The 22,839-nt window shown below is 58.5% G+C and carries 21 protein-coding genes, 4 tRNA genes and 1 pseudogene; 19 read left to right on the top strand and 7 right to left on the bottom strand.

Annotated elements, in window-relative coordinates:
- Nucleotides 1-154: 154 nt before the first annotated feature.
- Complete coding sequence (locus tag J5M66_RS23975) at nt 155-799, bottom strand: DUF480 domain-containing protein (RefSeq protein ID WP_125927601.1); 645 nt, start codon at nt 797-799, stop codon at nt 155-157.
- A 125-nt stretch (nt 800-924) separates the two neighbouring features.
- On the opposite strand from J5M66_RS23975, the gene J5M66_RS23980 reads away from it, so the two are divergent.
- A complete protein-coding gene (locus tag J5M66_RS23980) occupies nt 925-1,434 on the top strand; it encodes a DUF1993 domain-containing protein (RefSeq protein WP_016775348.1) in 510 nt (169 codons plus the stop codon).
- 158 nt (nt 1,435-1,592) lie between these two features.
- On the opposite strand, the gene sstT is transcribed toward J5M66_RS23980, so the two are convergent.
- Nucleotides 1,593-2,825 (bottom strand): serine/threonine transporter SstT, encoded by a 1,233-nt coding sequence (sstT, locus tag J5M66_RS23985; RefSeq protein WP_110646841.1) that lies wholly within the window; start codon nt 2,823-2,825, stop codon nt 1,593-1,595.
- A gap of 307 nt (nt 2,826-3,132) precedes the next feature.
- Between sstT and J5M66_RS23990 the strand changes: the two genes are divergently transcribed.
- Complete coding sequence (locus J5M66_RS23990; protein WP_122612098.1) at nt 3,133-4,290, top strand: MFS transporter; 1,158 nt, start codon at nt 3,133-3,135, stop codon at nt 4,288-4,290.
- On the opposite strand, the gene nhaR is transcribed toward J5M66_RS23990, so the two are convergent.
- Nucleotides 4,285-5,184, bottom strand: coding sequence for a transcriptional activator NhaR (gene nhaR / locus J5M66_RS23995; protein ID WP_016775345.1), 900 nt, complete (start codon nt 5,182-5,184; stop codon nt 4,285-4,287). The genes J5M66_RS23990 and nhaR overlap by 6 nt on opposite strands.
- Before the next feature lie 133 nt (nt 5,185-5,317).
- Here nhaR and J5M66_RS24000 point away from each other — a divergent pair, with 133 nt between their 5' ends.
- Nucleotides 5,318-5,560, top strand: coding sequence for a hypothetical protein (locus tag J5M66_RS24000; RefSeq protein WP_024013465.1), 243 nt, complete (start codon nt 5,318-5,320; stop codon nt 5,558-5,560).
- 29 nt (nt 5,561-5,589) lie between these two features.
- Entirely contained in the window at nt 5,590-6,339 is a 750-nt protein-coding gene (locus J5M66_RS24005; RefSeq protein ID WP_071172950.1) for a TerC family protein, read from the top strand.
- Between the two features lie 126 nt (nt 6,340-6,465).
- Here the strand turns inward: J5M66_RS24005 and J5M66_RS24010 are convergent, their stop codons facing one another.
- The gene (locus tag J5M66_RS24010) at nt 6,466-6,630 is read right to left on the bottom strand and encodes a hypothetical protein (RefSeq protein ID WP_207808099.1); all 165 of its coding nucleotides are present in this window, start codon (nt 6,628-6,630) and stop codon (nt 6,466-6,468) included.
- 235 nt (nt 6,631-6,865) lie between these two features.
- On the opposite strand from J5M66_RS24010, the gene J5M66_RS24015 reads away from it, so the two are divergent.
- The 3 genes from J5M66_RS24015 (at nt 6,866) to J5M66_RS24025 (ending at nt 8,053) form a co-directional block, all read left to right on the top strand.
- The gene (locus J5M66_RS24015; RefSeq protein WP_207808100.1) at nt 6,866-7,537 is read left to right on the top strand and encodes a peptidase C39 family protein; all 672 of its coding nucleotides are present in this window, start codon (nt 6,866-6,868) and stop codon (nt 7,535-7,537) included.
- 90 nt (nt 7,538-7,627) lie between these two features.
- Nucleotides 7,628-7,834 (top strand): DUF6021 family protein, encoded by a 207-nt coding sequence (locus J5M66_RS24020; RefSeq protein WP_024013462.1) that lies wholly within the window; start codon nt 7,628-7,630, stop codon nt 7,832-7,834.
- 12 nt (nt 7,835-7,846) lie between these two features.
- Nucleotides 7,847-8,053, top strand: coding sequence for a hypothetical protein (locus tag J5M66_RS24025; protein WP_207808101.1), 207 nt, complete (start codon nt 7,847-7,849; stop codon nt 8,051-8,053).
- Between the two features lie 54 nt (nt 8,054-8,107).
- On the opposite strand, the gene pbpG is transcribed toward J5M66_RS24025, so the two are convergent.
- A complete protein-coding gene (pbpG, locus tag J5M66_RS24030) occupies nt 8,108-9,046 on the bottom strand; it encodes a D-alanyl-D-alanine endopeptidase (protein ID WP_073471341.1) in 939 nt (312 codons plus the stop codon).
- A gap of 230 nt (nt 9,047-9,276) precedes the next feature.
- The gene (gene folD / locus J5M66_RS24035; RefSeq protein ID WP_122698458.1) at nt 9,277-10,131 is read right to left on the bottom strand and encodes a bifunctional methylenetetrahydrofolate dehydrogenase/methenyltetrahydrofolate cyclohydrolase FolD; all 855 of its coding nucleotides are present in this window, start codon (nt 10,129-10,131) and stop codon (nt 9,277-9,279) included.
- Between the two features lie 275 nt (nt 10,132-10,406).
- Between folD and J5M66_RS24040 the strand changes: the two genes are divergently transcribed.
- The 12 genes and pseudogenes from J5M66_RS24040 to J5M66_RS24090 all read left to right on the top strand — a co-directional run bounded on the left by J5M66_RS24040 (nt 10,407) and on the right by J5M66_RS24090 (nt 21,410).
- Nucleotides 10,407-10,483: transfer RNA gene (locus J5M66_RS24040), tRNA-Arg, on the top strand.
- Between the two features lie 32 nt (nt 10,484-10,515).
- Nucleotides 10,516-10,591, top strand: a tRNA-His gene (locus J5M66_RS24045).
- Nucleotides 10,592-10,648: 57 nt separating this feature from the next.
- A tRNA-Leu gene (locus J5M66_RS24050) sits at nt 10,649-10,733 on the top strand.
- A 77-nt stretch (nt 10,734-10,810) separates the two neighbouring features.
- Nucleotides 10,811-10,886, top strand: a tRNA-His gene (locus J5M66_RS24055).
- A 401-nt stretch (nt 10,887-11,287) separates the two neighbouring features.
- Complete coding sequence (tig, locus tag J5M66_RS24060) at nt 11,288-12,598, top strand: trigger factor (RefSeq protein WP_016775337.1); 1,311 nt, start codon at nt 11,288-11,290, stop codon at nt 12,596-12,598.
- A gap of 92 nt (nt 12,599-12,690) precedes the next feature.
- Nucleotides 12,691-13,326, top strand: a complete 636-nt coding sequence (gene clpP / locus J5M66_RS24065) for an ATP-dependent Clp endopeptidase proteolytic subunit ClpP (protein ID WP_016775336.1) — start codon at nt 12,691-12,693, stop codon at nt 13,324-13,326.
- Nucleotides 13,327-13,438: 112 nt separating this feature from the next.
- A complete protein-coding gene (gene clpX, locus J5M66_RS24070) occupies nt 13,439-14,722 on the top strand; it encodes an ATP-dependent Clp protease ATP-binding subunit ClpX (RefSeq protein WP_016775335.1) in 1,284 nt (427 codons plus the stop codon).
- 162 nt (nt 14,723-14,884) lie between these two features.
- Nucleotides 14,885-17,281: an endopeptidase La gene (gene lon, locus J5M66_RS24075; protein WP_207808102.1), complete on the top strand. Its 2,397-nt coding sequence runs from the start codon at nt 14,885-14,887 to the stop codon at nt 17,279-17,281.
- A 149-nt stretch (nt 17,282-17,430) separates the two neighbouring features.
- The gene (locus tag J5M66_RS24080; RefSeq protein WP_016775333.1) at nt 17,431-17,703 is read left to right on the top strand and encodes an HU family DNA-binding protein; all 273 of its coding nucleotides are present in this window, start codon (nt 17,431-17,433) and stop codon (nt 17,701-17,703) included.
- Nucleotides 17,704-17,930: 227 nt separating this feature from the next.
- Nucleotides 17,931-19,802, top strand: a complete 1,872-nt coding sequence (locus J5M66_RS24085) for a SurA N-terminal domain-containing protein (RefSeq protein ID WP_207808103.1) — start codon at nt 17,931-17,933, stop codon at nt 19,800-19,802.
- 531 nt (nt 19,803-20,333) lie between these two features.
- Nucleotides 20,334-20,457: pseudogene (locus J5M66_RS27065) on the top strand (LysR family transcriptional regulator); the annotation flags it as partial.
- A gap of 92 nt (nt 20,458-20,549) precedes the next feature.
- Entirely contained in the window at nt 20,550-21,410 is an 861-nt protein-coding gene (locus J5M66_RS24090) for a DUF2242 domain-containing protein (RefSeq protein ID WP_207808104.1), read from the top strand.
- 387 nt (nt 21,411-21,797) lie between these two features.
- On the opposite strand, the gene J5M66_RS24095 is transcribed toward J5M66_RS24090, so the two are convergent.
- Nucleotides 21,798-22,838 carry an AraC family transcriptional regulator gene (locus J5M66_RS24095; RefSeq protein ID WP_206421869.1) on the bottom strand — a complete coding sequence of 347 codons (1,041 nt, stop codon included), beginning with the start codon at nt 22,836-22,838 and terminating at the stop codon, nt 21,798-21,800.
- Nucleotide 22,839: the final 1 nt, after the last annotated feature.

Below are 22,839 nucleotides of genomic sequence, written 5' to 3' on the forward strand. Positions count from 1 at the left end.
GGGTTATTGGGATGGGGAATGAAGCGGGCAGCTGAATATCGCGCAGACCCTGTGGGAGCGAGCCTGCTCGCGAAGGCGGCGGGTCATCCGAGATCGTGGTGACTGACACTACGCGTTCGCGAGCAGGCTCGCTCCCACAGAGGTTCTGTTGTGATTATTCGAGGCGGGCCAGGCGTTCTTCCAGCGCTGCGATCCGCGCTTCCAGTTCCTCGATACGCTCCAGGGAAACGCCAGCGCTCGAGCGCTCCCCAGGATTCTGCCGCGCCGCCAATATCGCCTCAATATCCGCCGGATCGCCCAAGGCATGGGTGTAGCGATCCTCACGCTGCCCGGCCTGACGCGGAATCAATACCGCCAGTCCGCGTGCAATCAGGCGTTCAAGCTGATGCACGACCTGCTCGGCGTCTTCGAATTCGTGCATGCGCCCGCTGCGGGTCAGCAGTTCGTTGACGGTCTGCGGACCGCGCAGAAACATCAGACCCGTCAGAATCACCTGTGCCGGCACCAGTTCCAGCGCCTTGTCGACCTTGTGCTCCCAGCGGTCGGCACGGCTGCCCATCACCAGCCGGGTAAAACCACGCCCCTCCAGCGCCCGCAGGCTCTGGCCGACCTGGCCCTGATTGAGGTTCATCACCGGCTCGCGGCTGGTTTTCTGATTGCAGGCCAGCACCAGCGCGTTGAGGGTCAGCGGATAGGTTTCCGGGCTGGTGGCCTGTTTTTCGATCAGCGCACCGAGAATGCGGATTTCCGTGGCATTGAGCCGTGGCTGGTCGGAGGTGGATTCTTGTTCGTTGCTCATCGCGCGTTCCCTCTGCAGTCGAAGCCGCCTAGCCTAATCCTTGCCAAACAAAAGGCAAGCCGTGTGCTCATCAAGCATGGCTATAATCGCCACCACGTATTACCCAGCCATCACACGAGATTGCCATGACCATTTCACTGTACGCCGCATCCGTCCCGGTTTTTCAACAAATGCTCAACGCCCTGAGCGATGTGCTGAAAAAGGCCGAAGCCCACGCCAGCGCGAAAAACATCGACCAGAGCGTCTTCCTGCAAGCGCGTCTGTACCCGGACATGTTCCCGCTGGTGCGTCAGGTGCAGATCGCCGTGGATTTCGCCAAAGGCGTGTCGGCGCGTCTGGCTGAAGTCGAACTGCCGAAGTACGACGACACTGAAACCACCTTCGCCGAACTGCAAGCGTTGATCGCCAAGGTTCTGGCCTTCATTGGCGAGATCAAGCCAGAGCAGATCGATGGCAAGGAAGGCATCGAAATCGTCACCCGTCCGGGTACGCCGAAAGAGAAGCGCTTCAGTGGTCAGGCGTATCTGCTGACTTACGGCCTGCCGCAGTTCTTCTTCCACGTCACCACCACCTACGCGCTGCTGCGTCATAACGGTGTTGAAGTGGGCAAGCGCGATTACATGGGCGCGTTCTAAACACCCGGATACGAAAAAGCCCGCCAAGATTCGCGCCTTGGCGGGCTTTTGTTTTTCTGTGGGAGCGAGCCTGCTCGCGAATGCGGCGTATCAGGCGCTATTAATGCTGAATGTCTCGCCCCTTTCGCGAGCAGGCTCGCTCCCACAAGGTAAGGCGGTTACGCCGTACGCTGAGCCTTCTCTTCCTCGCCCAGGCAAGCTGCCGCTGTAAACAGCACGTCAGTCGACGAGTTCAGCGCGGTCTCCGCCGAATCCTGCAGCACGCCAATAATGAAGCCCACCGCCACGACCTGCATGGCGATCTCGCTCGGGATGCCGAACAGGCTGCACGCCAGCGGAATCAGCAGCAGCGAACCACCGGCCACACCCGAAGCACCACAGGCGCAAATCGCGGCGACGACGCTGAGCAGGATCGCGGTCGGGATGTCCACGGCGATGCCCAAAGTGTGCACCGCCGCCAAGGCCAGCACGGTAATGGTGATCGCCGCACCGGCCATGTTGATGGTCGCACCTAGCGGGATCGATACCGAGTAAGTGTCTTCGTGCAGGCCCAGGCGCTTGCTCAATTCCAGGTTGACCGGAATGTTCGCCGCCGAGCTGCGGGTGAAGAACGCGGTGATGCCGCTTTCGCGCAGGCACATCAGGGTCAACGGGTACGGATTGCGGCGCAGCTTCCAGAACACGATCAGCGGGTTCATCACCAGCGCGACGAACAGCATGCAGCCCAGCAGCACCGCCAGCAGGTGCGCGTAGCCGAGCAGCGCGCCGAAACCGGAGGTGGCCAATGTCGACGCGACCAGGCCGAAAATGCCCAGCGGTGCGAAGCGAATGACCACGCGGACGATCACGGTGACGCCGTTGGACAAGTCACCGAGCACTTCGCGAGTGGTGTCGCCAGCGTGGCGGATGGCAATGCCCATGCCGATCGCCCAGGCCAGAATGCCGATGAAGTTGGCATTCATCAGCGCGCTGACCGGGTTATCGACGACGCTGAGCAACAGGCTTTGCAGGACTTCGCCGATGCCGCCAGGCGCAGTCACGGCAACGTTTTCCGTCGATAGCACCAGATTCGACGGGAACGCCATGCTGGCGACCACGGCCACCACCGCAGCGCTGAATGTACCCAGCAGGTAGAGGAACAGGATCGGGCGGATGTGGGTTTCCTGACCGTGCTTGTGGTTGGCGATCGAGGCCATCACCAGCACGAACACCAGAATTGGCGCCACGGCTTTCAACGCCGAGACAAACACCTTGCCGATGAACGCGGTGGACTTCGCCAGCTCCGGTGCAATCAGGGCCAGGGCAATACCGGCGATCAGACCAATGACTATCTGGGTCACCAGACTCAGGCGTTTCAGGCGTTGCAGTAACGAAGGGGATGAAGCGGTCATAGCGGCATCTCTGTTTTTTATAGGGTGCGAAGCGTCGTGGGCAGTCACGAAACGCCTGTCGAAGTGACATCAACGCCGCCAAACGGCACGTTGAACAGCTGTACGATTTTCAGGGCGCGGACTTTATCACAGCGTAGGCGTGAACCTTCAGGCCTGTGACGATCTGCCACCGGATCGGCCGGGCAGATCGGCAGTTTTGGGCAACTCAGTGCGGACGCAGTCTGTTAAGCTTCGCCATCCTCATTTTCAAGTTCTGCCAGCGGGCCTCCGGGTCATCGCTGGTGTCGTCGTTTTGCTGGAGTTGCGCATGCTGTTGCCTATTCTTCTGTTGTCCGCTGCCGGGTTCACGGTGCTGACCACGGAATTCGTCATTGTCGGCCTGTTGCCGGCAATCGCCCGAGACCTCGAAGTCAGCATCCCGCAAGCCGGGCTGCTGGTGACCTTGTTCGCCTTTACCGTGGCGCTGTTCGGCCCATTCCTGACCGCGTATTTCGCCCGTTTCGAACGGCGCAAACTGTTTATCAGCATTCTGATCATGTTCGGTCTGGCCAATACCGTTGCAGCGTTGGCACCGAACATCTGGGTGATGGCCATCGCACGGTTGATTCCGGCGTTGGGTTTGCCAGTGTTCTGGGCATTGGCCAGTGAAACCGCCGTCGACATCGTCGGCCCGGATTTCGCCGGCCGCGCCATCGCCAAGATCGGCTTCGGCATCGTCTGCGCCACTGTGTTCGGCATTCCGGTCGGCACGCTGATTTCCGACGCGTTCGGCTGGCGCAGCGCCTTCGGCATTCTGGCGTTGATCGCGTTTGCCAAAGCCTTGCTGCTGTTTGTCTACCTGCCGAAAACCAGTCTGCACCAGCATCAGGTCAGCTTCCGTTCGCAGTTCAAGATCCTGCGCAGCCCGCTGATGCTCGGCCATATCTTGTTGTCGATTCTGGTGTTCAGCGGCATGTTTACCGCTTACACCTACCTTGCTGACATCCTCGAACGACTTGCCGGTTTCAACGGCACCGTGGTCGGCTGGTGCCTGATGGCGTTTGGCGCAGTCGGGCTGATCGGCAACTCGCTCGGTGGGCGAGCGGTGGATCGGCATCCGCTGGGGGCGTCGGTGTTGTTCTGTGCGTTCATGATCGCCGGCATGGTTTCGCTGGTGCCGAACATTCATTCGCCAGTGGGTCTGGCGGTGGCGATGGGCATCTGGGGCGTGACTCAGGCGGCGCTGTTCCTGGTCAGCCATGTGCGCCTGATGAAAGCCGCACCGGAAGCGCCGGCCTTCGCCGCGTCGCTGAACATCGCCGGGGCCAATCTCGGCATTGGTCTGGGCGCGATGGTCGGCGGCCGGGTGATCGACACTGCCGGGCTGGGCTTTCTCGGCTTTGCCGCTGCCGGCTTCATTTTGCTGTCGGTGTTCCTCGCCATGGTGCTGATGACGCTGAAGCCGCGTGAAGTCTGCGCTTCATAACCCGGTAAACAGCTCGCGTCGGGCACCCTCGGTAATCGCTACGATGCCAGGGTGCTTGACCTTGCGTTCCACCGAAATGGCATAGAACGACTCGCTCACCGCGTCGGTCTGGCCGATCAACTCGACGCCGTACTGGCGCTTCACTTCCTCGGCAATCACGCTCGGACCGATAAAGATCCCGCTGCCGGATTGGCCGAAGGCCTGCATCAAAGCACTGTCATCGAATTCGCCGACAATCTGCGGCTGGATCTGCTGTTCGGCGAACCAGCGCTGCAAACGGCTGCGCACCACGGTTTCCGCGCCGGGAATCAGCAGCGGTGCGCCGTGCAGGCTGCGCGGGAAATCCTGGCCATACTGCGCGGCGAGTTCGGCGGTGGCGAAAAAACTGATCCCGCATTCACCGAGCTTCTGGCTGTAGCCTTTGATGTCCAGATGCGAAGGCATCGGGCTGTCGGAAATAACCAGATCCAGACGCTGGATGGCCAGATCGGCGAGCAGGCGCTCGAGTTTGTCTTCGCGGCAGGTGATGCGTAGCGGCTCGCTCAATTCCATGGTCGGCGCGATCAGGCGATAAACAATCGATTTGGGCACCACGTCGGCCACGCCGACGCGAAAGAGGATCTGCTGCTCGTTGGGCTGCGCACGCAGCATCAGCTCCAGCTCGCCGCCCAACTGAAACATCTGCTCAGCGTAGGGCAGGGCCTGGCGCCCGGCTTCGGTGAGCTCCAACTGTCGGCCAACCCGGCGAAACAGTTCCACGCCATAGGTTTGTTCAAGCAGTGAGATCTGTCCGCTGATGGTCTGTGGCGTCAGGTTCAGCTGCTCGCAGGCGCGGACGATGCTGCCGGTTTTGGCTACAACCCAGAAGTAATGCAGTTGTCGGTAATTGAGCATAGTGATGGCCACTTCGTGAAAACCGAAGTATAGCCGCTAAAAATACGAATTTTCCTGAAGTGTTCATCTCCCTAGAATGCCCAGCCATCGACGGCCGGTGTGTGCGCCTGTCTGTTCATTCGAAGGAAACCTTATGAAATACACATTTCCCGCAGTGATGTTTGCGTCTTTACTGGTTCTGGCCGGTTGTGATCAGGCGGAAAAAAGCGCCCAGCAACTGATGGGCGCGGCGGCTGAAACTGCCAAGCAAGCGATTGACGACACCCATAAAGCCGCTGAGCAAGCGCTCAGTGATGCCACCGGTGGTTTGATCGAGAAAAAAGAAACACCGGAAAAACAAGCGGAAGAATCCGAATCTTCCTCCAAGACCATCTAAACCGTCTTACACAGAGTCAGGACTGACCCATGGAATATCTGTTAGAACTCGCCGCCAGCCCCACCGCTTGGGTTGCTTTGGCCACACTGGTGGTAATGGAAATCGTGCTTGGCATCGATAACCTGATCTTTATTTCGATCCTGACCAACAAGCTGCCCGAACAGCATCGGCAGAAGGCGCGCCGTATCGGTATCGGCATGGCCCTGATTCTGCGTCTGGCTCTGTTGAGCACCATCGCGTTCATCGTGCAGTTGACCGAGCCTGTGATCGAAATCCTTGGCCAGGCGTTCTCCTGGAAGGACATGATCCTGATCGCCGGTGGCCTGTTCCTGGTGTGGAAAGCCACGACCGAGATCCATCACAGCATGGACCCGTCGCCGGAAGACCCGAAGACCGCGACTTCCACCGTAACCCTGGGTTTTGCCGCGGCTATCGGTCAGATCCTGATGCTCGACATGGTGTTCTCGATCGACAGCATCATTACCGCTGTCGGCATGACCGAACACTTGCCGATCATGATCATCGCGGTGGTGGTGTCGGTGCTGGTGATGCTGCTCGCGGCTGATCCGCTGGCCAAGTTCATCAACGACAACCCGACCGTGGTCATGCTGGCGCTGGGCTTCCTGATCATGATCGGCATGACGCTGATCGCCGAAGGCTTCGGCGCCCACGTACCGAAAGGCTATGTGTACGCGGCCATGGCGTTCTCGGCGGGCATTGAGGTGTTGAACATGATGTCGCGCCGGGCGAAGCAGAAGAAGGTTGCTCAGCAGGCGTAATTGCTGAGAACACAAAAAACCGCCTGGGCTGGTTGAGCTCAGGCGGTTTTTTTATTCACCTTTTGCTGAGTTATCGAGAGCGCGCTGCTGCTGAGCGCTCTCATGAGGGAAGGACCTTGTTGGTCTTCAATGCGCAGCAATGTGCCGCACTGGGTGCTTCTCTGTCTTCTCAACCGGCGTCGTCTGCACCGGATGATGGCGTCGCGAAATCCGCAGCACGCCCCACAACATGGCAGTCGCCACGGCCAGCCAGCCGGCTATCAACATCACGATGGTCATGGTCAGGCTCATTGGTGCCTCCTCTTCGCCCTGCATCGGGCGCCCGCTTTTCGCAATTCGCTCTATTTCAGTGACAGTCTAGTCAATGGGGTGTTTCAAGCTATTGACCAAAGGTCGTTAGTCACCAATCAGTTTGCTCTATGCAATCGCAGAGTCTGCGGTTTAAGGCTATACCGCGGGCGGGTGCGGCTCTATGATCGCTGGCGTTGCCGGAACACGATGACCGGCGTCTGGAAGAGAGTGATTGATGGTGCAGGTATTTTCTCGAGTGCGCGGAGCGTTGCTTGCCGGCGTTTGCGCGGTGGTGCTGAGCGGATGCGCGGGCAACGTGGCCCCGGAAGTCAAGCGCTTGCCGGAGCGGGTTGAGCTCAGCGGCACCTTCTATCGTGGCGAAGCCAACCAGAGTGGGCCACAGGTGCTCGCCAGTCTGCTGTCGCAACAAGGCATCGTCATCACCCCAGGCCTTCTGGAAAAACCGCTGCACTTGCCGGGCGCTGAGGACAAGCTGCAGCAGAACATGCAGAACCTCGCCCGCGAATACGGTCTGGTGGTTTATCCGCTCGACAGCAAGCTGCCAGCCTTGCTGACCCAGGTCGCAGCGGGCTACCCGGTCATGGTGCGTTTCAGCGAAGGTTCGGCATTCTGGGCCGAGCCGCGTTACGCGATTCTGTCCGGCTACGATCGCAATAAACAGAAGGTCCTGCTGCGCGCCGGCATGAACCGTCGGCAGTTGATGGATTTCGGCAGCTTTCAAGCAGCACTCGACGAGGCTGGTGGCTGGGCGATCCTGATTCAGAAACCGGCGCAGATCCCGGCAGCCGTCGACCGCTCCCGTTGGCTGAAAGCCGCCGATGAACTGGCCCAGGCCGGTGAAGAAAACGCTGCGGCGCAGGCGCGAAAGGCTCTGGCGGCGCAATAAACCTCCGTTCGTCATCTGCCGGGCACGACTGCGCCCGGCCAGCCTCTGAAGATTAATGCCCGTGCTTCGCGGGTGAATCAAGGAGGCAACATGGCAGATTCCCCAAACCCGAAAGGCCCGCACTCGTCCGAACATTCCTCGGGTGATGATCTGGGATTCGATCCGGATTCGCCGGACCTTGACGATCCGCAGGTTGATCCGGTCGGTCCGGCCAAAGCGCCGCTGGATGTCGAGCCCGGTGAAGATCCGAAGAAACCGGCCAAGCCCTATGATCCGTTAGCCGATCTGAAACCTTGATGTGAGGTGCGTATGAGTACCGATTCAAGCTTCGATGACCACAAACCTGACAGCGTGCCGACCACGCCGGAGGCTGAGGTTGATCCGGTGCTGGACCCGGACAGCCCGATGCGTGACCCGCTGGCCCGGCCCAATGTGCTGACGCCGGAGGTTTCGCCAGAGCCGAGCTCGGGCGATGGCATCCCCGATGACGACAAGATGCCGCTGCCCAACGACTGATGCGCAGACGAAAAAAAGCCCCGAAGATTCGGGGCTTTTTCATGAACGCTGGATCTACTTGGCCGCCTCAACTACGCCGCTCTGACGGCTCTTGAGGTTTTTGTCGGCTTTGTACTGCTGTGCCACCGCTGGAACACTGGCGCTGCGCCCGGTTTCCACCCAGCTGCGGATACGGCTGGCATCGGCAAAATGCGTGTATTTGCCAAACGCATCGAGAATCACCAGGGCGACCGGACGGTTGCCCATCTTCGTCACCAGCACCAGGCAATGGCCGGCCGGGTTGGTGAAGCCGGTCTTGGTGATCTTGATGTCCCAATCGGCCTTATTGACCAAGTGGTCGGTATTGCGGAAGCCCAGGGTGTAGTTGGGCTTGCGGAACGCCACGGTTTTTTCCTTGGTGGTGGTCAGTTGCACCAGAAGCGGTTGCTTGTGCGCAGCCACCAGCAGTTTGCTCAGGTCGCGGGCGGTGGAAACGTTGCGCTCCGACAAGCCGGTCGGCTCGACAAAGTGCGTGCTGGTCATGCCCAGCGCCTTGGCCTTGGCGTTCATTGCCGCGATAAAAGCAGCGTAGCCGCCCGGATAGTGATGGGCGAGGCTGGCGGCGGCGCGGTTTTCCGAAGACATCAAGGCGATCAGCAGCATCTCGCGGCGCGGCAGCTCACTCTTGAGTTTGACCCGGGAGAACACACCCTTCATTTCCGGAGTGTTCCTGATGTCGACATCGATCCATTCGTCCATGTTCTGTCGAGCTTCTACCACGACCAGGCCCGTCATCAGCTTGCTGACGGAAGCGATCGGCACGATCACGTCAGGGTTGCTGGAATAGATGACTTTATTGGTCTGCATATCCATGAGCAGGGCGCTGCCGGACGCGATCTTCAAAGTCGAAGCGTCACGTGGGGCAGCGGTGGTTTCCGCAGCGTTGATCGTTGGCGTGATGAATGTGCCTGTAACAGCAAACAACAGGCTCAGAATCGAGAGACGAATTTTCACGCGGGCGAACTCTAAAAGGTTGGATATACCGTTAGTTTGTAACGGGTTATTTCTTAAAACCGGCGCATTTTAGGAGTATGGCTGAAGAACTGTCGATGGTTGTTTGTAAGACCTGAAAATCTCGTGAAAAGGCCTGTAAAAAGAGCGGTTTCCGGCGAACGGTTGAAGTTTTTTCTCAGGCATTAAAAACCCCGCACGAGGCGGGGTTCTGGTGCGGCGGAAAAAACTGGTCAGACGTGCAGGGTTTCTGCCGCGTAGAGGGTATTTTCCAGCAGGCAGGCACGGGTCATCGGGCCAACGCCGCCCGGTACCGGAGTAATCCAGCCAGCGCGGGGCAGGGCGGTTTCGTAGACGACGTCACCGACCAGTTTGCCGTCTTCCTGACGGTTGATGCCGACGTCGATCACGATCGCGCCTTCCTTGATCCACTCGCCCTTGACCAGGCCCGGTTTGCCGGCGGCGACGACCACCAGATCAGCACGGCCGACGTGACCGGCCAGATCCTTGGTGAAGCGGTGAGTCACGGTGACGGTGCAGCCGGCCAGCAGCAGCTCCATAGCCATCGGGCGACCGACGATATTCGAGGCGCCCACGACTACCGCGTCCATCCCGTAAAGATCAGCGCCAGTGCTTTCCAGCAAGGTCATGATGCCTTTCGGGGTGCAGGGGCGCAGCAGCGGGATGCGCTGGGCCAGGCGGCCGACGTTGTACGGGTGGAAGCCGTCGACGTCTTTGTCCGGGCGGATGCGTTCCAGCAGCTTGGACGCATCGAGGTGTTCGGGCAGAGGCAACTGCAGGAGCACGCCGTCGATGGCCGGATCGTCATTAAGGCGATCGATCAGATCGGTCAGGGCGTCCTGAGTGGTGTCGGAGGGCAGGTCGTAGGCTTGAGAGAGGAAGCCAACCTCTTCACAGTCTTTACGCTTGTGCGAGACATAAACCTGAGAGGCAGGATCGCTGCCGACCAGGATCACCGCGAGGCCGGGGGTGCGCAGGCCTTGCTGGCGACGCTCGGCAACTCGTTGGGCGATCTGCTGGCGCAGGCTGGCGGCGATCGATTTGCCGTCGATTAGTTGTGCAGTCATTGCGCGTGATTAACCATCGAGAGGGGAAAAAATGAGAACGCATTCTCGCATGTCGAGCGGTGAGGGCAAAGGCGCTTGGTCAGCAAATTCCTCTAACTCCTTTAATTAAATGAATTTTTTTCAAAAAGGATTTGACGACCTTTGGAGCCCTCTATACTATTCGTCGCACTTGTCGGGCACAGCCTAGCACTGGTTAAGAAGGTGAAGCGGAATCAAGGTTCTGCGACGCTGGAAAGCACTTAGTTTGTAGTCCTTTAAGAGTACAGATTAACAAGGCGCCCGTAGCTCAGCTGGATAGAGCATCCGCCTTCTAAGCGGATGGTCGCAGGTTCGAGTCCTGCCGGGTGCGCCATTAGGCAGCTTTGGCACAAGTAACGCGATATGGTGGGCGTAGCTCAGTTGGTAGAGCACGGGATTGTGACTCCCGTTGTCGTGGGTTCGATCCCCATCGTCCACCCCATATTTCGAAAGGCGCCAGATTTAACGGTCTGGCGCCTTTGCTTTAAAAGCTTCATCCGCGGATGTGGTGGAATTGGTAGACACACTGGATTTAGGTTCCAGCGCCGCGAGGCGTAAGAGTTCGAGTCTCTTCATCCGCACCAAATAAAGCTTCATCTGTGCCTCGGGCCTGATGAAGTTTCGACAAAGAAGTTGTTTGGCTTTTTTGTTACGCAATATGGTGGGCGTAGCTCAGTTGGTAGAGCACGGGATTGTGACTCCCGTTGTCGTGGGTTCGATCCCCATCGTCCACCCCATATTTCGAAAGGCGCCAGATTTAACAGTCTGGCGCCTTTTTTGTTTTAGCGGTTTCGAAATCCGGCCATGGCCGATTTCGAAGCGCAGGGCAGGGCACTTCATCGCTTTTAAAGGATCGGATGACGCTGAACTGCTCGTCGTTCCGGTTTTACCGGAACGCCTGTCGGGGCGGATTTGATAGTTGCTTCTATATATAGAAGCGTTGCTGCAGAGCCCTGACGTGATCGCTTGTATTCGCCAGTGGAGTGCACGGCATTCGTGCGGCGCTCCCTATAAATTGCCTGCTGTTTTTTTACCCGTTTCCAGTAGGGTGACTTCTTGAGTTTGACCCACTAGAATGCATGCCCTTGATTCTGGGGTCGGAAACGGCCGGCTAACGTCTGTGCAACGAGGAATATCCATGCAAGTTTCTGTTGAAAATACTACTGCTCTCGAGCGCCGCATGAGCGTCACCGTGCCGGCAGAGCGCATCGAGACTCAGGTCAACAAGCGTCTGCAGCAGACTGCCCAAAAGGCCAAAATTGCTGGCTTCCGTCCAGGCAAAGTGCCAATGAGCGAAATCAAGCGCCGTTTCGGTGCTGATGCGCGTCAGGAAGCGGTAGGCGACGTCATCCAGTCTTCCTTCTACGAAGCTGTGGTCGAGCAGAAGCTCAACCCTGCCGGTTCGCCTTCGATCGAGCCAAAGTCGCTCGAAGCGGGCAAGGATCTGGAATACGTTGCTGTATTCGAAGTCTTCCCTGAGTTCACCGTTGCTGGCTTCGAAGGCATCACCGTTGAGCGTCTGAGCGCTGAAGTGGCTGACGCTGACCTGGACAAGATGCTCGACATCCTGCGCAAGCAGAACACCCGTTTCGAAGTGGCCGACCGTGCTGCCCAGAACGAAGATCAGCTGAACATCGATTTCGTTGGCAAGGTTGACGGCGAAGTGTTCGCTGGCGGCTCCGCCAAGGGCACTCAGCTGGTACTGGGTTCCGGCCGCATGATCCCGGGCTTCGAAGAAGGCCTGGTTGGCGCTAAGGCTGGCGAAGAGCGCGTTCTGAACCTGACCTTCCCTGAGGACTATCAGAACCTGGACCTGGCTGGCAAAACCGCCGAGTTCACCGTGACCGTCAACACTGTGTCCGAGCCTAAGCTGCCTGAGCTGAACGAAGAGTTCTTCGCTCAATTCGGCATCAAGGAAAGCGGCATCGACGGTTTCCGCACCGAAGTTCGCAAGAACATGGAGCGTGAACTGCGTCAGGCGATCAAATCCAAGGTCAAGAATCAGGTAATGGACGGTCTGCTGGCCACCAACCCTATCGAAGTGCCAAAGGCTCTGCTGTCCAACGAAGTTGACCGTCTGCGCGTGCAGGCTGTTCAGCAGTTCGGCGGCAACATCAAGCCAGACCAACTGCCGGCCGAGCTGTTCGAAGAGCAAGCCAAGCGCCGCGTCGTGCTGGGCCTGATCGTTGCTGAAGTGGTCAAGCAGTTCGACCTCAAGCCTGACGAAGCTCGCGTTCGCGAAATGATTCAGGAAATGGCTTCCGCTTACCAGGAGCCAGAGCAGGTCGTGTCGTGGTACTACAAAAACGAGCAGCAACTGAACGAAGTGCGTTCGGTTGTGCTGGAAGAACAAGTTGTGGATACTGTTCTGCAGAAAGCTAGTGTGACCGACAAATCGGTCTCCTACGAAGAAGCAGTCAAGCCGGTAGAAGCTCCAGCAGCCGACTGATTGATTTTGCGTTAGAAGTGCACACCATAAGCCAGCTCTCGAGCTGGCTTATGCGTATTCAAGACATAACTATTTGGGAGCGACTGCAGAGCATGTTCCGTAATTCTTATATTCAGCAGAACTCTGATATCCAGGCCGCCGGCGGCCTGGTCCCGATGGTTGTCGAGCAGTCCGCTCGTGGCGAACGCGCCTACGACATCTACTCGCGCCTGCTCAAGGAGCGAGTGATCTTTCTGGTGGGCCCGGTAGAGGACTACATGGCCAACCTGATCTGTGCGCAACTGCTGTTCCTTGAAGCGGAAAACCCGGACAAGGACATCCATCTGTACATCAACTCGCCGGGCGGTTCGGTGACTGCCGGCATGTCGATCTACGACACCATGCAGTTCATCAAGCCGAACGTATCGACCACCTGCATCGGTCAGGCCTGCAGCATGGGCGCATTCCTGCTCACCGCAGGTGCACCGGGCAAGCGTTTCTGCCTGCCGAACTCGCGCGTGATGATTCACCAGCCACTGGGCGGTTTCCAGGGCCAGGCGTCGGACATCGAAATCCACGCCAAGGAAATCCTCTTCATCCGCGAGCGTCTGAACATGCTGATGGCCAAGCACAGCGGCCGTACTCTGGAAGAAATCGAGCGCGATACCAATCGCGACAACTTCATGAGTGCCGAAGCTGCGAAGGAATACGGCCTGATCGACGAAGTGATCAACCAGCGTCCAGCTTAATATAAGCAGCGCAAAACAGGCCTGATCGGCATGTCCGATCAGCGGCGGGCTTGAAAAAGCCCGCAATAGCCTTCATCTTGTGTTGCAAGCCTATCGGATTTGGATCGAACGAATGACTGACACCCGCAACGGCGAGGACAACGGCAAGCTGCTCTATTGCTCCTTCTGTGGCAAAAGCCAGCATGAAGTGCGCAAATTGATTGCCGGCCCCTCGGTCTTTATCTGCGACGAGTGCGTCGACCTGTGCAATGACATCATCCGCGAGGAGGTGCAGGAAGCACAGGCCGAAAGCAGCGCGCATAAATTGCCTTCGCCTAAAGAAATCAGCGGCATCCTTGACCAGTACGTCATTGGTCAGGAGCGTGCGAAAAAGGTTTTGGCCGTAGCGGTGTACAACCACTACAAGCGCCTGAACCAGCGTGACAAAAAGGCTGACGACGTCGAACTCGGCAAGAGCAACATCCTGCTGATCGGCCCGACAGGCTCCGGTAAAACCCTGCTGGCCGAAACACTGGCCCGCTTGCTGAACGTTCCGTTCACCATCGCTGACGCGACTACCCTCACCGAGGCAGGTTACGTGGGTGAAGATGTCGAGAACATCATTCAGAAGCTGCTGCAGAAGTGCGATTACGACGTAGAGAAAGCCCAGATGGGCATTGTCTACATCGACGAAATCGACAAGATTTCCCGCAAGTCCGACAACCCGTCGATCACCCGTGATGTTTCCGGTGAAGGCGTGCAGCAGGCCTTGCTCAAGTTGATCGAAGGCACGGTCGCTTCGGTACCGCCGCAAGGTGGCCGCAAGCATCCGCAGCAGGAGTTCCTGCAGGTCGACACCCGTAACATCCTGTTCATCTGCGGTGGTGCGTTCTCCGGCCTGGAAAAGGTCATTCAGAACCGTTCCACCAAAGGCGGCATCGGCTTCAACGCCGAAGTGCGCAGCAAGGAAGAGGGCAAGAAGGTTGGTGAATCCCTGCGTGAAGTCGAGCCTGACGATCTGGTCAAGTTCGGTCTGATCCCGGAATTCGTCGGTCGTCTGCCGGTCCTGGCGACACTGGACGAGCTCGACGAGGCTGCGCTGATGCAAATCCTCACAGAGCCGAAAAATGCTCTGACCAAACAGTATGCCAAGCTGTTCGAGATGGAAGGCGTGGATCTGGAATTCCGTTCCGACGCGCTGAAATCGGTCGCCAAGCGTGCCCTGGAACGTAAAACCGGTGCCCGTGGCCTGCGTTCGATTCTCGAAGGTGTGCTGCTCGACACGATGTATGAGATCCCCTCACAGTCCGAGGTGAGCAAAGTCGTGATCGATGAAAGCGTGATCGAAGGCAAGTCCAAGCCACTGTATATCTATGAAAACAGTGAGCCGACGGCCAAGGCAGCGCCGGACGCGTAAGCGTTCACAGCGCCGCAACAAAGAAGGGGCCTTCGGGCCTCTTTTTTTTTAGTCGTTTTTTACCTCCGCTTTGCGCTTGTTTTTTTTCGAGGCAGCCCCCATCTTGGTTTCAAGCTTAATTCCATCTGATTACGGCCATACGGCCGCCGTAGAGGCGAAATCATGAAGACAACCATCGAATTGCCTCTCCTGCCATTGCGTGATGTCGTGGTTTATCCGCACATGGTTATCCCGCTGTTCGTGGGGCGCGAGAAATCCATCGAAGCCCTCGAGGCCGCGATGACGGGTGACAAGCAGATTCTGCTGCTGGCCCAGAGAAACCCGGCTGACGATGATCCCGGTGAAGACGCTCTCTATCGCGTAGGTACAATTGCCACGGTTCTGCAACTGCTGAAGCTGCCTGACGGCACCGTCAAGGTTCTGGTCGAAGGCGAGCAGCGTGGTACTGTCGAGCGCTTCAGCGAAGTCGATGGCCATTGCCGCGCCGAAGTGTCTCTGATCGAAGAAGTCGACGCCGCCGAGCGCGAGTCGGAAGTCTTCGTGCGCACGCTGCTTTCGCAGTTCGAACAATACGTCCAGCTGGGCAAGAAGGTTCCGGCTGAAGTCCTGTCGTCGCTCAACAGCATCGATGAGCCGGGTCGTCTGGTCGACACCATGGCCGCGCACATGGCGCTGAAAATCGAGCAGAAGCAGGAAATCCTCGAGATCATCGATCTGTCGGCCCGTGTCGAACACGTGCTGGCGCTGCTGGATGCTGAAATCGATCTGTTGCAGGTTGAAAAACGCATCCGCGGTCGCGTCAAGAAGCAGATGGAGCGCAGTCAGCGCGAGTACTACCTGAACGAGCAGATGAAGGCCATTCAGAAAGAACTCGGTGACGGCGACGAAGGCCACAACGAAATCGAAGAGCTGAAAAAGCGCATCGATGCTGCCGGCCTGCCGAAAGACGCACTGGCCAAAGCCACTGCCGAGCTGAACAAGCTCAAGCAGATGTCGCCGATGTCGGCTGAAGCCACCGTGGTGCGTTCCTACATCGACTGGCTGGTGCAGGTGCCGTGGAAGGCGCAGAGCAAAGTACGCCTCGACCTGGCCCGTGCAGAAGACATTCTCGACGCCGATCACTACGGCCTCGAAGAGGTCAAGGAGCGCATCCTTGAATACCTCGCCGTGCAGAAGCGTGTGAAGAAAATCCGTGGCCCGGTGTTATGCCTGGTCGGTCCTCCAGGCGTGGGTAAAACCTCGCTGGCGGAATCGATTGCCCATGCCACCAACCGTAAATTCGTACGTATGGCCTTGGGCGGCGTGCGTGACGAAGCGGAAATTCGTGGTCACCGCCGGACCTACATCGGTTCGATGCCGGGAAGATTGATTCAAAAGATGACAAAAGTGGGCGTACGCAACCCGCTGTTCCTGCTCGATGAAATCGACAAGATGGGCAGCGACATGCGTGGCGACCCGGCGTCGGCGTTGCTGGAGGTGCTCGATCCCGAGCAGAACCACAACTTCAACGATCACTATCTGGAAGTCGATTACGACCTCTCTGATGTGATGTTCCTGTGCACCTCGAACTCGATGAACATCCCGCCAGCGCTGCTGGACCGGATGGAAGTCATCCGTCTGCCGGGTTACACCGAAGACGAGAAGATCAACATCGCCGTGAAATACCTCTCGCCGAAACAGATCGCCGCTAACGGTCTGAAGAAGGGCGAGCTGGTGTTCGACGAGGAAGCCATCCGCGACATCATCCGTTATTACACCCGTGAAGCGGGTGTGCGGGGCCTCGAGCGGCAGATCGCCAAGGTCTGCCGCAAGGCAGTGAAAGAGCATGCGCTGGAAAAACGCTTCTCGGTAAAAGTGACAGCTGATCTGCTCGAGCATTTCCTCGGCGTGCGCAAGTTCCGCTACGGCCTGGCCGAGCAGCAGGATCAGGTGGGGCAGGTGACTGGCCTGGCGTGGACTCAGGTTGGCGGCGAATTGCTGACCATCGAAGCCGCAGTGATTCCGGGTAAAGGGCAACTGATCAAGACCGGTTCGCTCGGTGATGTGATGGTCGAATCGATCACTGCCGCACAGACCGTTGTGCGTAGCCGCGCCAAGAGCCTGGGCATCCCGCTGGACTTCCACGAGAAGCGCGACACCCACATTCACATGCCGGAAGGTGCTACGCCGAAAGACGGCCCTAGCGCTGGCGTGGGCATGTGCACGGCGTTGGTCTCGGCATTGACCGGCATTCCGGTGCGCGCCGATGTCGCCATGACCGGTGAGATCACTTTGCGTGGTCAGGTGTTGGCAATTGGCGGTTTGAAAGAAAAACTGCTGGCGGCACATCGCGGCGGAATCAAGATTGTGATTATTCCGGAAGAAAACGTCCGCGATCTGAAGGAGATTCCTGACAATATCAAGCAGGATCTGCAGATCAAACCGGTTAAATGGATTGACGAGGTCCTGCAAATTGCGCTGCAATACGCGCCGGAGCCCTTGCCGGATGTGGCTCCGGAGATAGTTGCCAAGGACGAAAAACGCGAGTCTGATGCCAAGGAAAGAATTAGCACGCATTAATACGTTTTAGCTTGGGGGGCTTTCCTTGACAGCATTTTAGAGCCCTTGTTATAAAGCGGCTCTTAAGTGTCTGTAGGCCATTCAGCACTCGTTTTTGCTTTCACCAAAAAACTTAGAAACATCTCAAAATAGATATAAGGGGACTTAGAGTGAACAAGTCGGAACTGATTGATGCTATCGCTGCATCCGCTGATATCCCGAAAGCTGCTGCTGGCCGTGCGCTGGACGCTGTAATCGAATCCGTCACTGGCGCTCTGAAGGCTGGCGACTCCGTTGTTCTGGTTGGTTTCGGTACTTTCTCCGTGACTGACCGTCCGGCTCGTACCGGTCGCAACCCGCAAACCGGCAAGTCTCTGGAAATCCCGGCTGCCAAGAAGCCAGGTTTCAAAGCCGGTAAAGCGCTGAAAGAAGCTGTTAACTGAGTTTCCAGGTTTTTACCCATCCGGGTCGGGGTCAAGCCTGACTTGGCAGCGGAGCGGTAGAGCAGGTGGCTGAAAGAGCCACCTGTAACGCCGGGATCGAGGGTTCGAGCCCTGTCCGCTCCGCCAGTTACGAGAAGGCGCATCCTCGGATGCGCCTTTCTTCTATCCGGATTCTACCCACGCTCCACGGTTGCCTAAATTGAAGTTCAACCGTTTCTGGGGGACGCATGCTGCAGAATATCAGGGACAATTCACAAGGCTGGATTGCCAAGACCATTATCGGGGTCATCGTTGCACTGATGGCCCTGACCGGTTTCGATGCCATTTTCCAGGCCACGACTCACAAGAACGAGGCGGCCAAGGTCAATGGTGACGAAATCAGCCAGAACGAGCTGAGCCAGGCCGTTGATATGCAACGCCGTCAGCTGATGCAACAGCTGGGCAAGGACTTCGATGCTTCCTTGCTCGACGAAAAGATGCTGCGCGAATCGGCGCTCAAAGGCCTGATCGACCGCAAGTTGCTGCTGCAAGGCGCCGAACAGGCGAAGTTCTCGTTCTCCGAAGCCGCGCTGGATCAAGTGATCCTGCAGACGCCTGAATTCCAGGTCGATGGCAAGTTCAGCTCCGAGCGTTTCGACCAGGTGATCCGTCAACTGGGCTACAGCCGCATGCAGTTCCGCCAGATGCTGGCTCAGGAAATGCTCATCGGCCAATTGCGCGCTGGCGTTGCCGGCAGCGGTTTCGTCACCGACGCCGAAGTGCTGGCATTCGCCCGTCTGGAAAAACAGACCCGTGATTTCGCCACTCTGAACGTCAAGGCCGACCCGGCTGCGGTCAAGCTGACCGATGACGAGGTCAAGGCTTACTACGACGAACACGCCAAGGAATTCATGACGCCGGATCAGGTGATCATCGATTACGTCGAGCTGAAGAAGTCGTCGTTCTTTGATCAGGTTGCGGTCAAGGATGAAGACCTTGAGGCGGCGTACCAGAAAGAGATCGCCAACCTGGCGGAACAGCGTCGTGCCGCGCACATCCTCATCGAAGTGAACGACAAGACTACCGAAGCGCAGGCTAAGGCGAAGATCGACGAAGTCCAGGCGCGTCTGGCCAAGGGCGAGAAGTTCGAAGCGCTGGCCAAAGAGTTCTCGCAGGACCCGGGTTCCGCCAACAATGGTGGTGACCTTGGTTATGCCGGTCCTGGCGTTTACGATCCGGCCTTCGAAAAGGCTCTGTACTCGCTGTCGAAAGACCAGGTGTCCGAGCCGATTCGAACCGACTTCGGTTATCACCTGATCAAGCTGTTGGGCGTGGAAGCGCCTGAAGTGCCGACCCTGGCCAGCCTGAAAGACAAGCTGACCCGCGAGCTGAAAGCCGCTCAGGTCGAGCAGCGTTTTGTTGAGGCGACCAAGCAACTGGAAGACTCGGCGTTCGAAGCCTCTGACCTGGCGCAGCCAGCAGCGGATCTGAAACTGACCGTGCACACTTCCAAACCGTTCGGCCGTGAAGGTGGCGAAGGTGTTGCCGCCAACCGTGCCGTGATCACTGCCGCGTTCAGCCCGGAAGTGATTGATGAAGGTGCCAACAGCACCGCCATCGAGCTGGACCCGGAAACCGTGATCGTGCTGCGTTCCAAGGAGCACCTGAAGCCTGCGCAACTGCCGCTGGAAAGTGTGAGCGCGGCGATCCGCACTCAGCTGACCAAGGAGCACGCCAGTGCCGAGGCCAAGACCCGTGCCGAGAAGCTGATCGCTGATCTGCGCGATGGCAAGGCGCCGCTGGACAAGGCCATTGACGGTCAGAACTGGAAGATCACCGAAGCGGCCACCCGTGGTCAGGAAGGGGTTGATCCGGCTGTGCTGCAGGCACTGTTCCGGATGCCGAAGCCGGCTGCCAAAGACAAGCCGACGTTCTCCAGCGTTACCTTGCCGGATGGCAGTCTGATGGTTGTGCGACTCAACGGTGTTAACGAAGCTGCCGCGCCTACTGATGAAGAGAAGGCGCAATATCGTCGCTTCCTGGCTTCCCGTGAAGGGCAGCAGGACTTTGCGGCGTATCGCAAGCAGTTGGAAGCTGAGGCGGAGATCGAGCGGTTCTGATCTTTTGACTGACGTTTGAAGGAGCCCCGGCCTGGTTGGTCGGGGCTTTTTTGTTTTTGGTGGCTTGGCGGCCTTTGGGCCGGCCATGCTCTGGGTGGTTTGGGTGAATATCCGTTTCTTCGGGTGCGGCAGCTGGTGGTTTCGCCCTTACGGCGAGGCACTTTTTCCAGACGCCGAAAAAGTACCCAAAAAGGCTTGCTCCTACGTTCGGCCCTCGCAGGCTCGGGTTCCTTCGCTGCGGGATCGATCCGGGCGCAGCGGCTCCGGTTTGCTTCGCTGCACCTCCTTCCGCTGTGTCTGGCTGCGCCAGACGGTCGCTACGCTCCCACACCCGGATCAATCCCTCCGCTCAGCCTTCCGACGTCGCCGGTGGATCAAAAGCAAGATCAGAAGCACTCGAGCTTGCGCTCATTGTTGAGTGGGGCGGCTTTGCCGCGGGCAGCTGCGCTGCTTTGCTTTTCTGTGGGAGCGAGCCTGCTCGCGAAGGCGGCCTGACAGCTGACCTGAACTTGAGTTTTTACCTTTCTTTTGCATTTAGAACACGCCGGTCGGTTCTGGGGTGTTATGGCCGTCGAGCCGACAAGCCACGGCGAAATTGCGCGCGTTGATCGATCATTTGTCCACGCGGCTTTTTCCTGATGGCGATGACCGGTAAAGTTGTAACCGATTCTTGATACTATTCCATGCGCCATGGGGCGGCGATCTGTTGCACAATACGCCCCGGACTGTTTTCCCTCAGGATGTTCAATGTTGATTTCCACTCCCATGCGTGTTGTCGGGCTGGCGCTTTTGTTGACTGCGGTGGCCGGTTGTTCGAAGGACAAGCCGATCTATGAGCATGAGAACTTCGATGACTCCGGCACCTTTTCGCGCAATTATCCGGTAACCGACACCGCCAGTTGCGAAGCGGCCCGGCGCGCGTTGCTCAGTCAGGGCTACATCATTACCAGCAGTGATCCGAAGCTGGTCAGCGGTCACAAGAGCTTCCAGCAGACCGGCGAGACCCATCTCGAGATCAGCTTCAACGTGGTCTGCGCCGAAGATGGCAGCGCCGGGCATCATGCGACGGTGTTCGCCAACGCCTTGCAGGATCGTTATGCTTTGAAGAAGACCAACAACTCGGCCAGCCTCGGGGTTGGTGTGTTGGGCTCGGTGTCGATGCCGATCGGCTCCTCGGATGATTCGATGGTCAAGGTCGCCAGTGAGACGGTCACGGCGCAGAAGTTCTACGAGCGCTTCTTCACGCTGGTGGAGCAGTTCCTGCCCGCCGATGCGAAGAAAGCGGCGCATATCGAAGAAAAACCGAAAACCGACCTCGGTGTGCCTGAGCCGAAGGTGACGCCTGCTCCGGCTGCTGCGCCACTGATGCCGACACCGGCAGCAGAGCCGGCCCCTGCGCCGGCTGCGGAACCTGCACCGGCCCCGATTGAAGCCGCGCCAGTGAGCTCCGAGCCGGTGGTGCCGCCAGCGGAGTCGACGCCGATTACGCCTGCGCCAGCGCCCGTGGAAGAGCCCGCGCCGGCCAGCGAAACCATCACGCCACCGACCAACCCGGATATTCCTCCACCGTCCGAGCCGATTCCGGCGATGCCTGCGTCGGGCCAATAAGAAACCAAGCGAGACCCTGTGGGAGCGAGCCTGCTCGCGAAGCGGTGTATCAGTCGACAGATGATCAGACTGACACACCGCCTTCGCGAGCAGGGTCGCTCCCACAGTGGTTTTCGGGTTGGCTTAAGATCTGGTTACACACCTGCGACACCATCGCCGCGATAAATCCCCAGCCACCTGCTACGTTTTATTCATGAAGGCTGCGTTTCACTTTTCCTTCACACGGGCACTTTATGCTCGGGGCACAGGTCGATTGATCAGGCCATTTTCATAGCGAGTAGTCGGGGGATTCATACGATGGATGAGTATCAGGAAGAACTGCTCGAATACCAGGCCTTTGAGCTGGATCAACCAGAGCCTGCAGACGACGCGACGGAGCTCTGAGCTTCAGGCTCCCGAGCGGTAATTTCGTCGGGATTCGCCGGGCGTCTGCCCGCTCCAGCGTTTGAATGCACGCTGGAAGGCTTCAGCTGAGGCAAAGCCCAGCAGGTAAGCGATCTCGCCGAACGCCAGTTCGGTGTCGCGGATGTAGGTCATTGCCAGGTCGCGGCGTGTGTCATTGAGGATCGCGCGAAATTGCGTGCCTTCCTCTGCTAGTTTGCGCCGCAGGGTCCAGGTCGGCAATTTCAGGCGTGCCGCGACTTCCTCGAGATCCGGCTCGCGGCCGCCGTTGAGCAGCGGGCCGAGCAACTGAGTGATGCGCTCGCGCAGGCTGCGGGTGCGGGTCAGTTGTTCCAGCTCCCGCTCGCACAATTGCAGCAGATGTCGCCAGGTGCTCGGGCAATGTTCAGGGTTGCGCAGGGCAAGGCTGTTCAGGCTCAGGCGCAGCTGATTGCGTTCGGCGCTGAACTGGATCGGGCAGTCGCCAAGCATTGTGTAGGCGTCGCGGTAATCCGGCGCTTCGAATTCGATTTCGATTCGCTCGGCGCGCAACGTTTCGCCGCACAGGCTCGACAACTGATGCAGCCAGCCGGCGAGGATCGAGTCGACCACGAAGCGGTTATAGGCGTTGTAAGGGCTGATCGAGTAGAAGCGCAGCCACGCACCGTTGGCATCTTCGTGAAAACTGGACTGCCCGCGATAGTTGGAACCGTATAGCGGTTCGAAGCGCGTCAGGCAGCGGGCCGCCTCGCGCACGGTCGGCGCTTGCGCGGCGGTGATGCCGGCCAGCCCAGCCTGATTCAAGCGGATCATCCGGCCCATGCGCAGGCCCAGGGCCGGATCGCCGGTCAGTTGAATCGCCGCATGGCCCAGGCGCATGTAACGCGGGATCGACAAGCGTGCCCCGACCTCGGCCAGTCGCGCGGCATCGAGGCCATATTGTTCAAGCAGAGGCAGCGGATCGGCGTCGTGGCTGCGCACGGCGTCGGCCAGACTATGGACGAAGCCCACCGACAGATCCCCGAGGCGCATCGGCTGCGGCTTCATG

This window comes from Pseudomonas sp. 67(2021) (assembly GCF_017491835.1).
GTDB classification, from domain to species: Bacteria; Pseudomonadota; Gammaproteobacteria; order Pseudomonadales; family Pseudomonadaceae; genus Aquipseudomonas; species Aquipseudomonas atacamensis.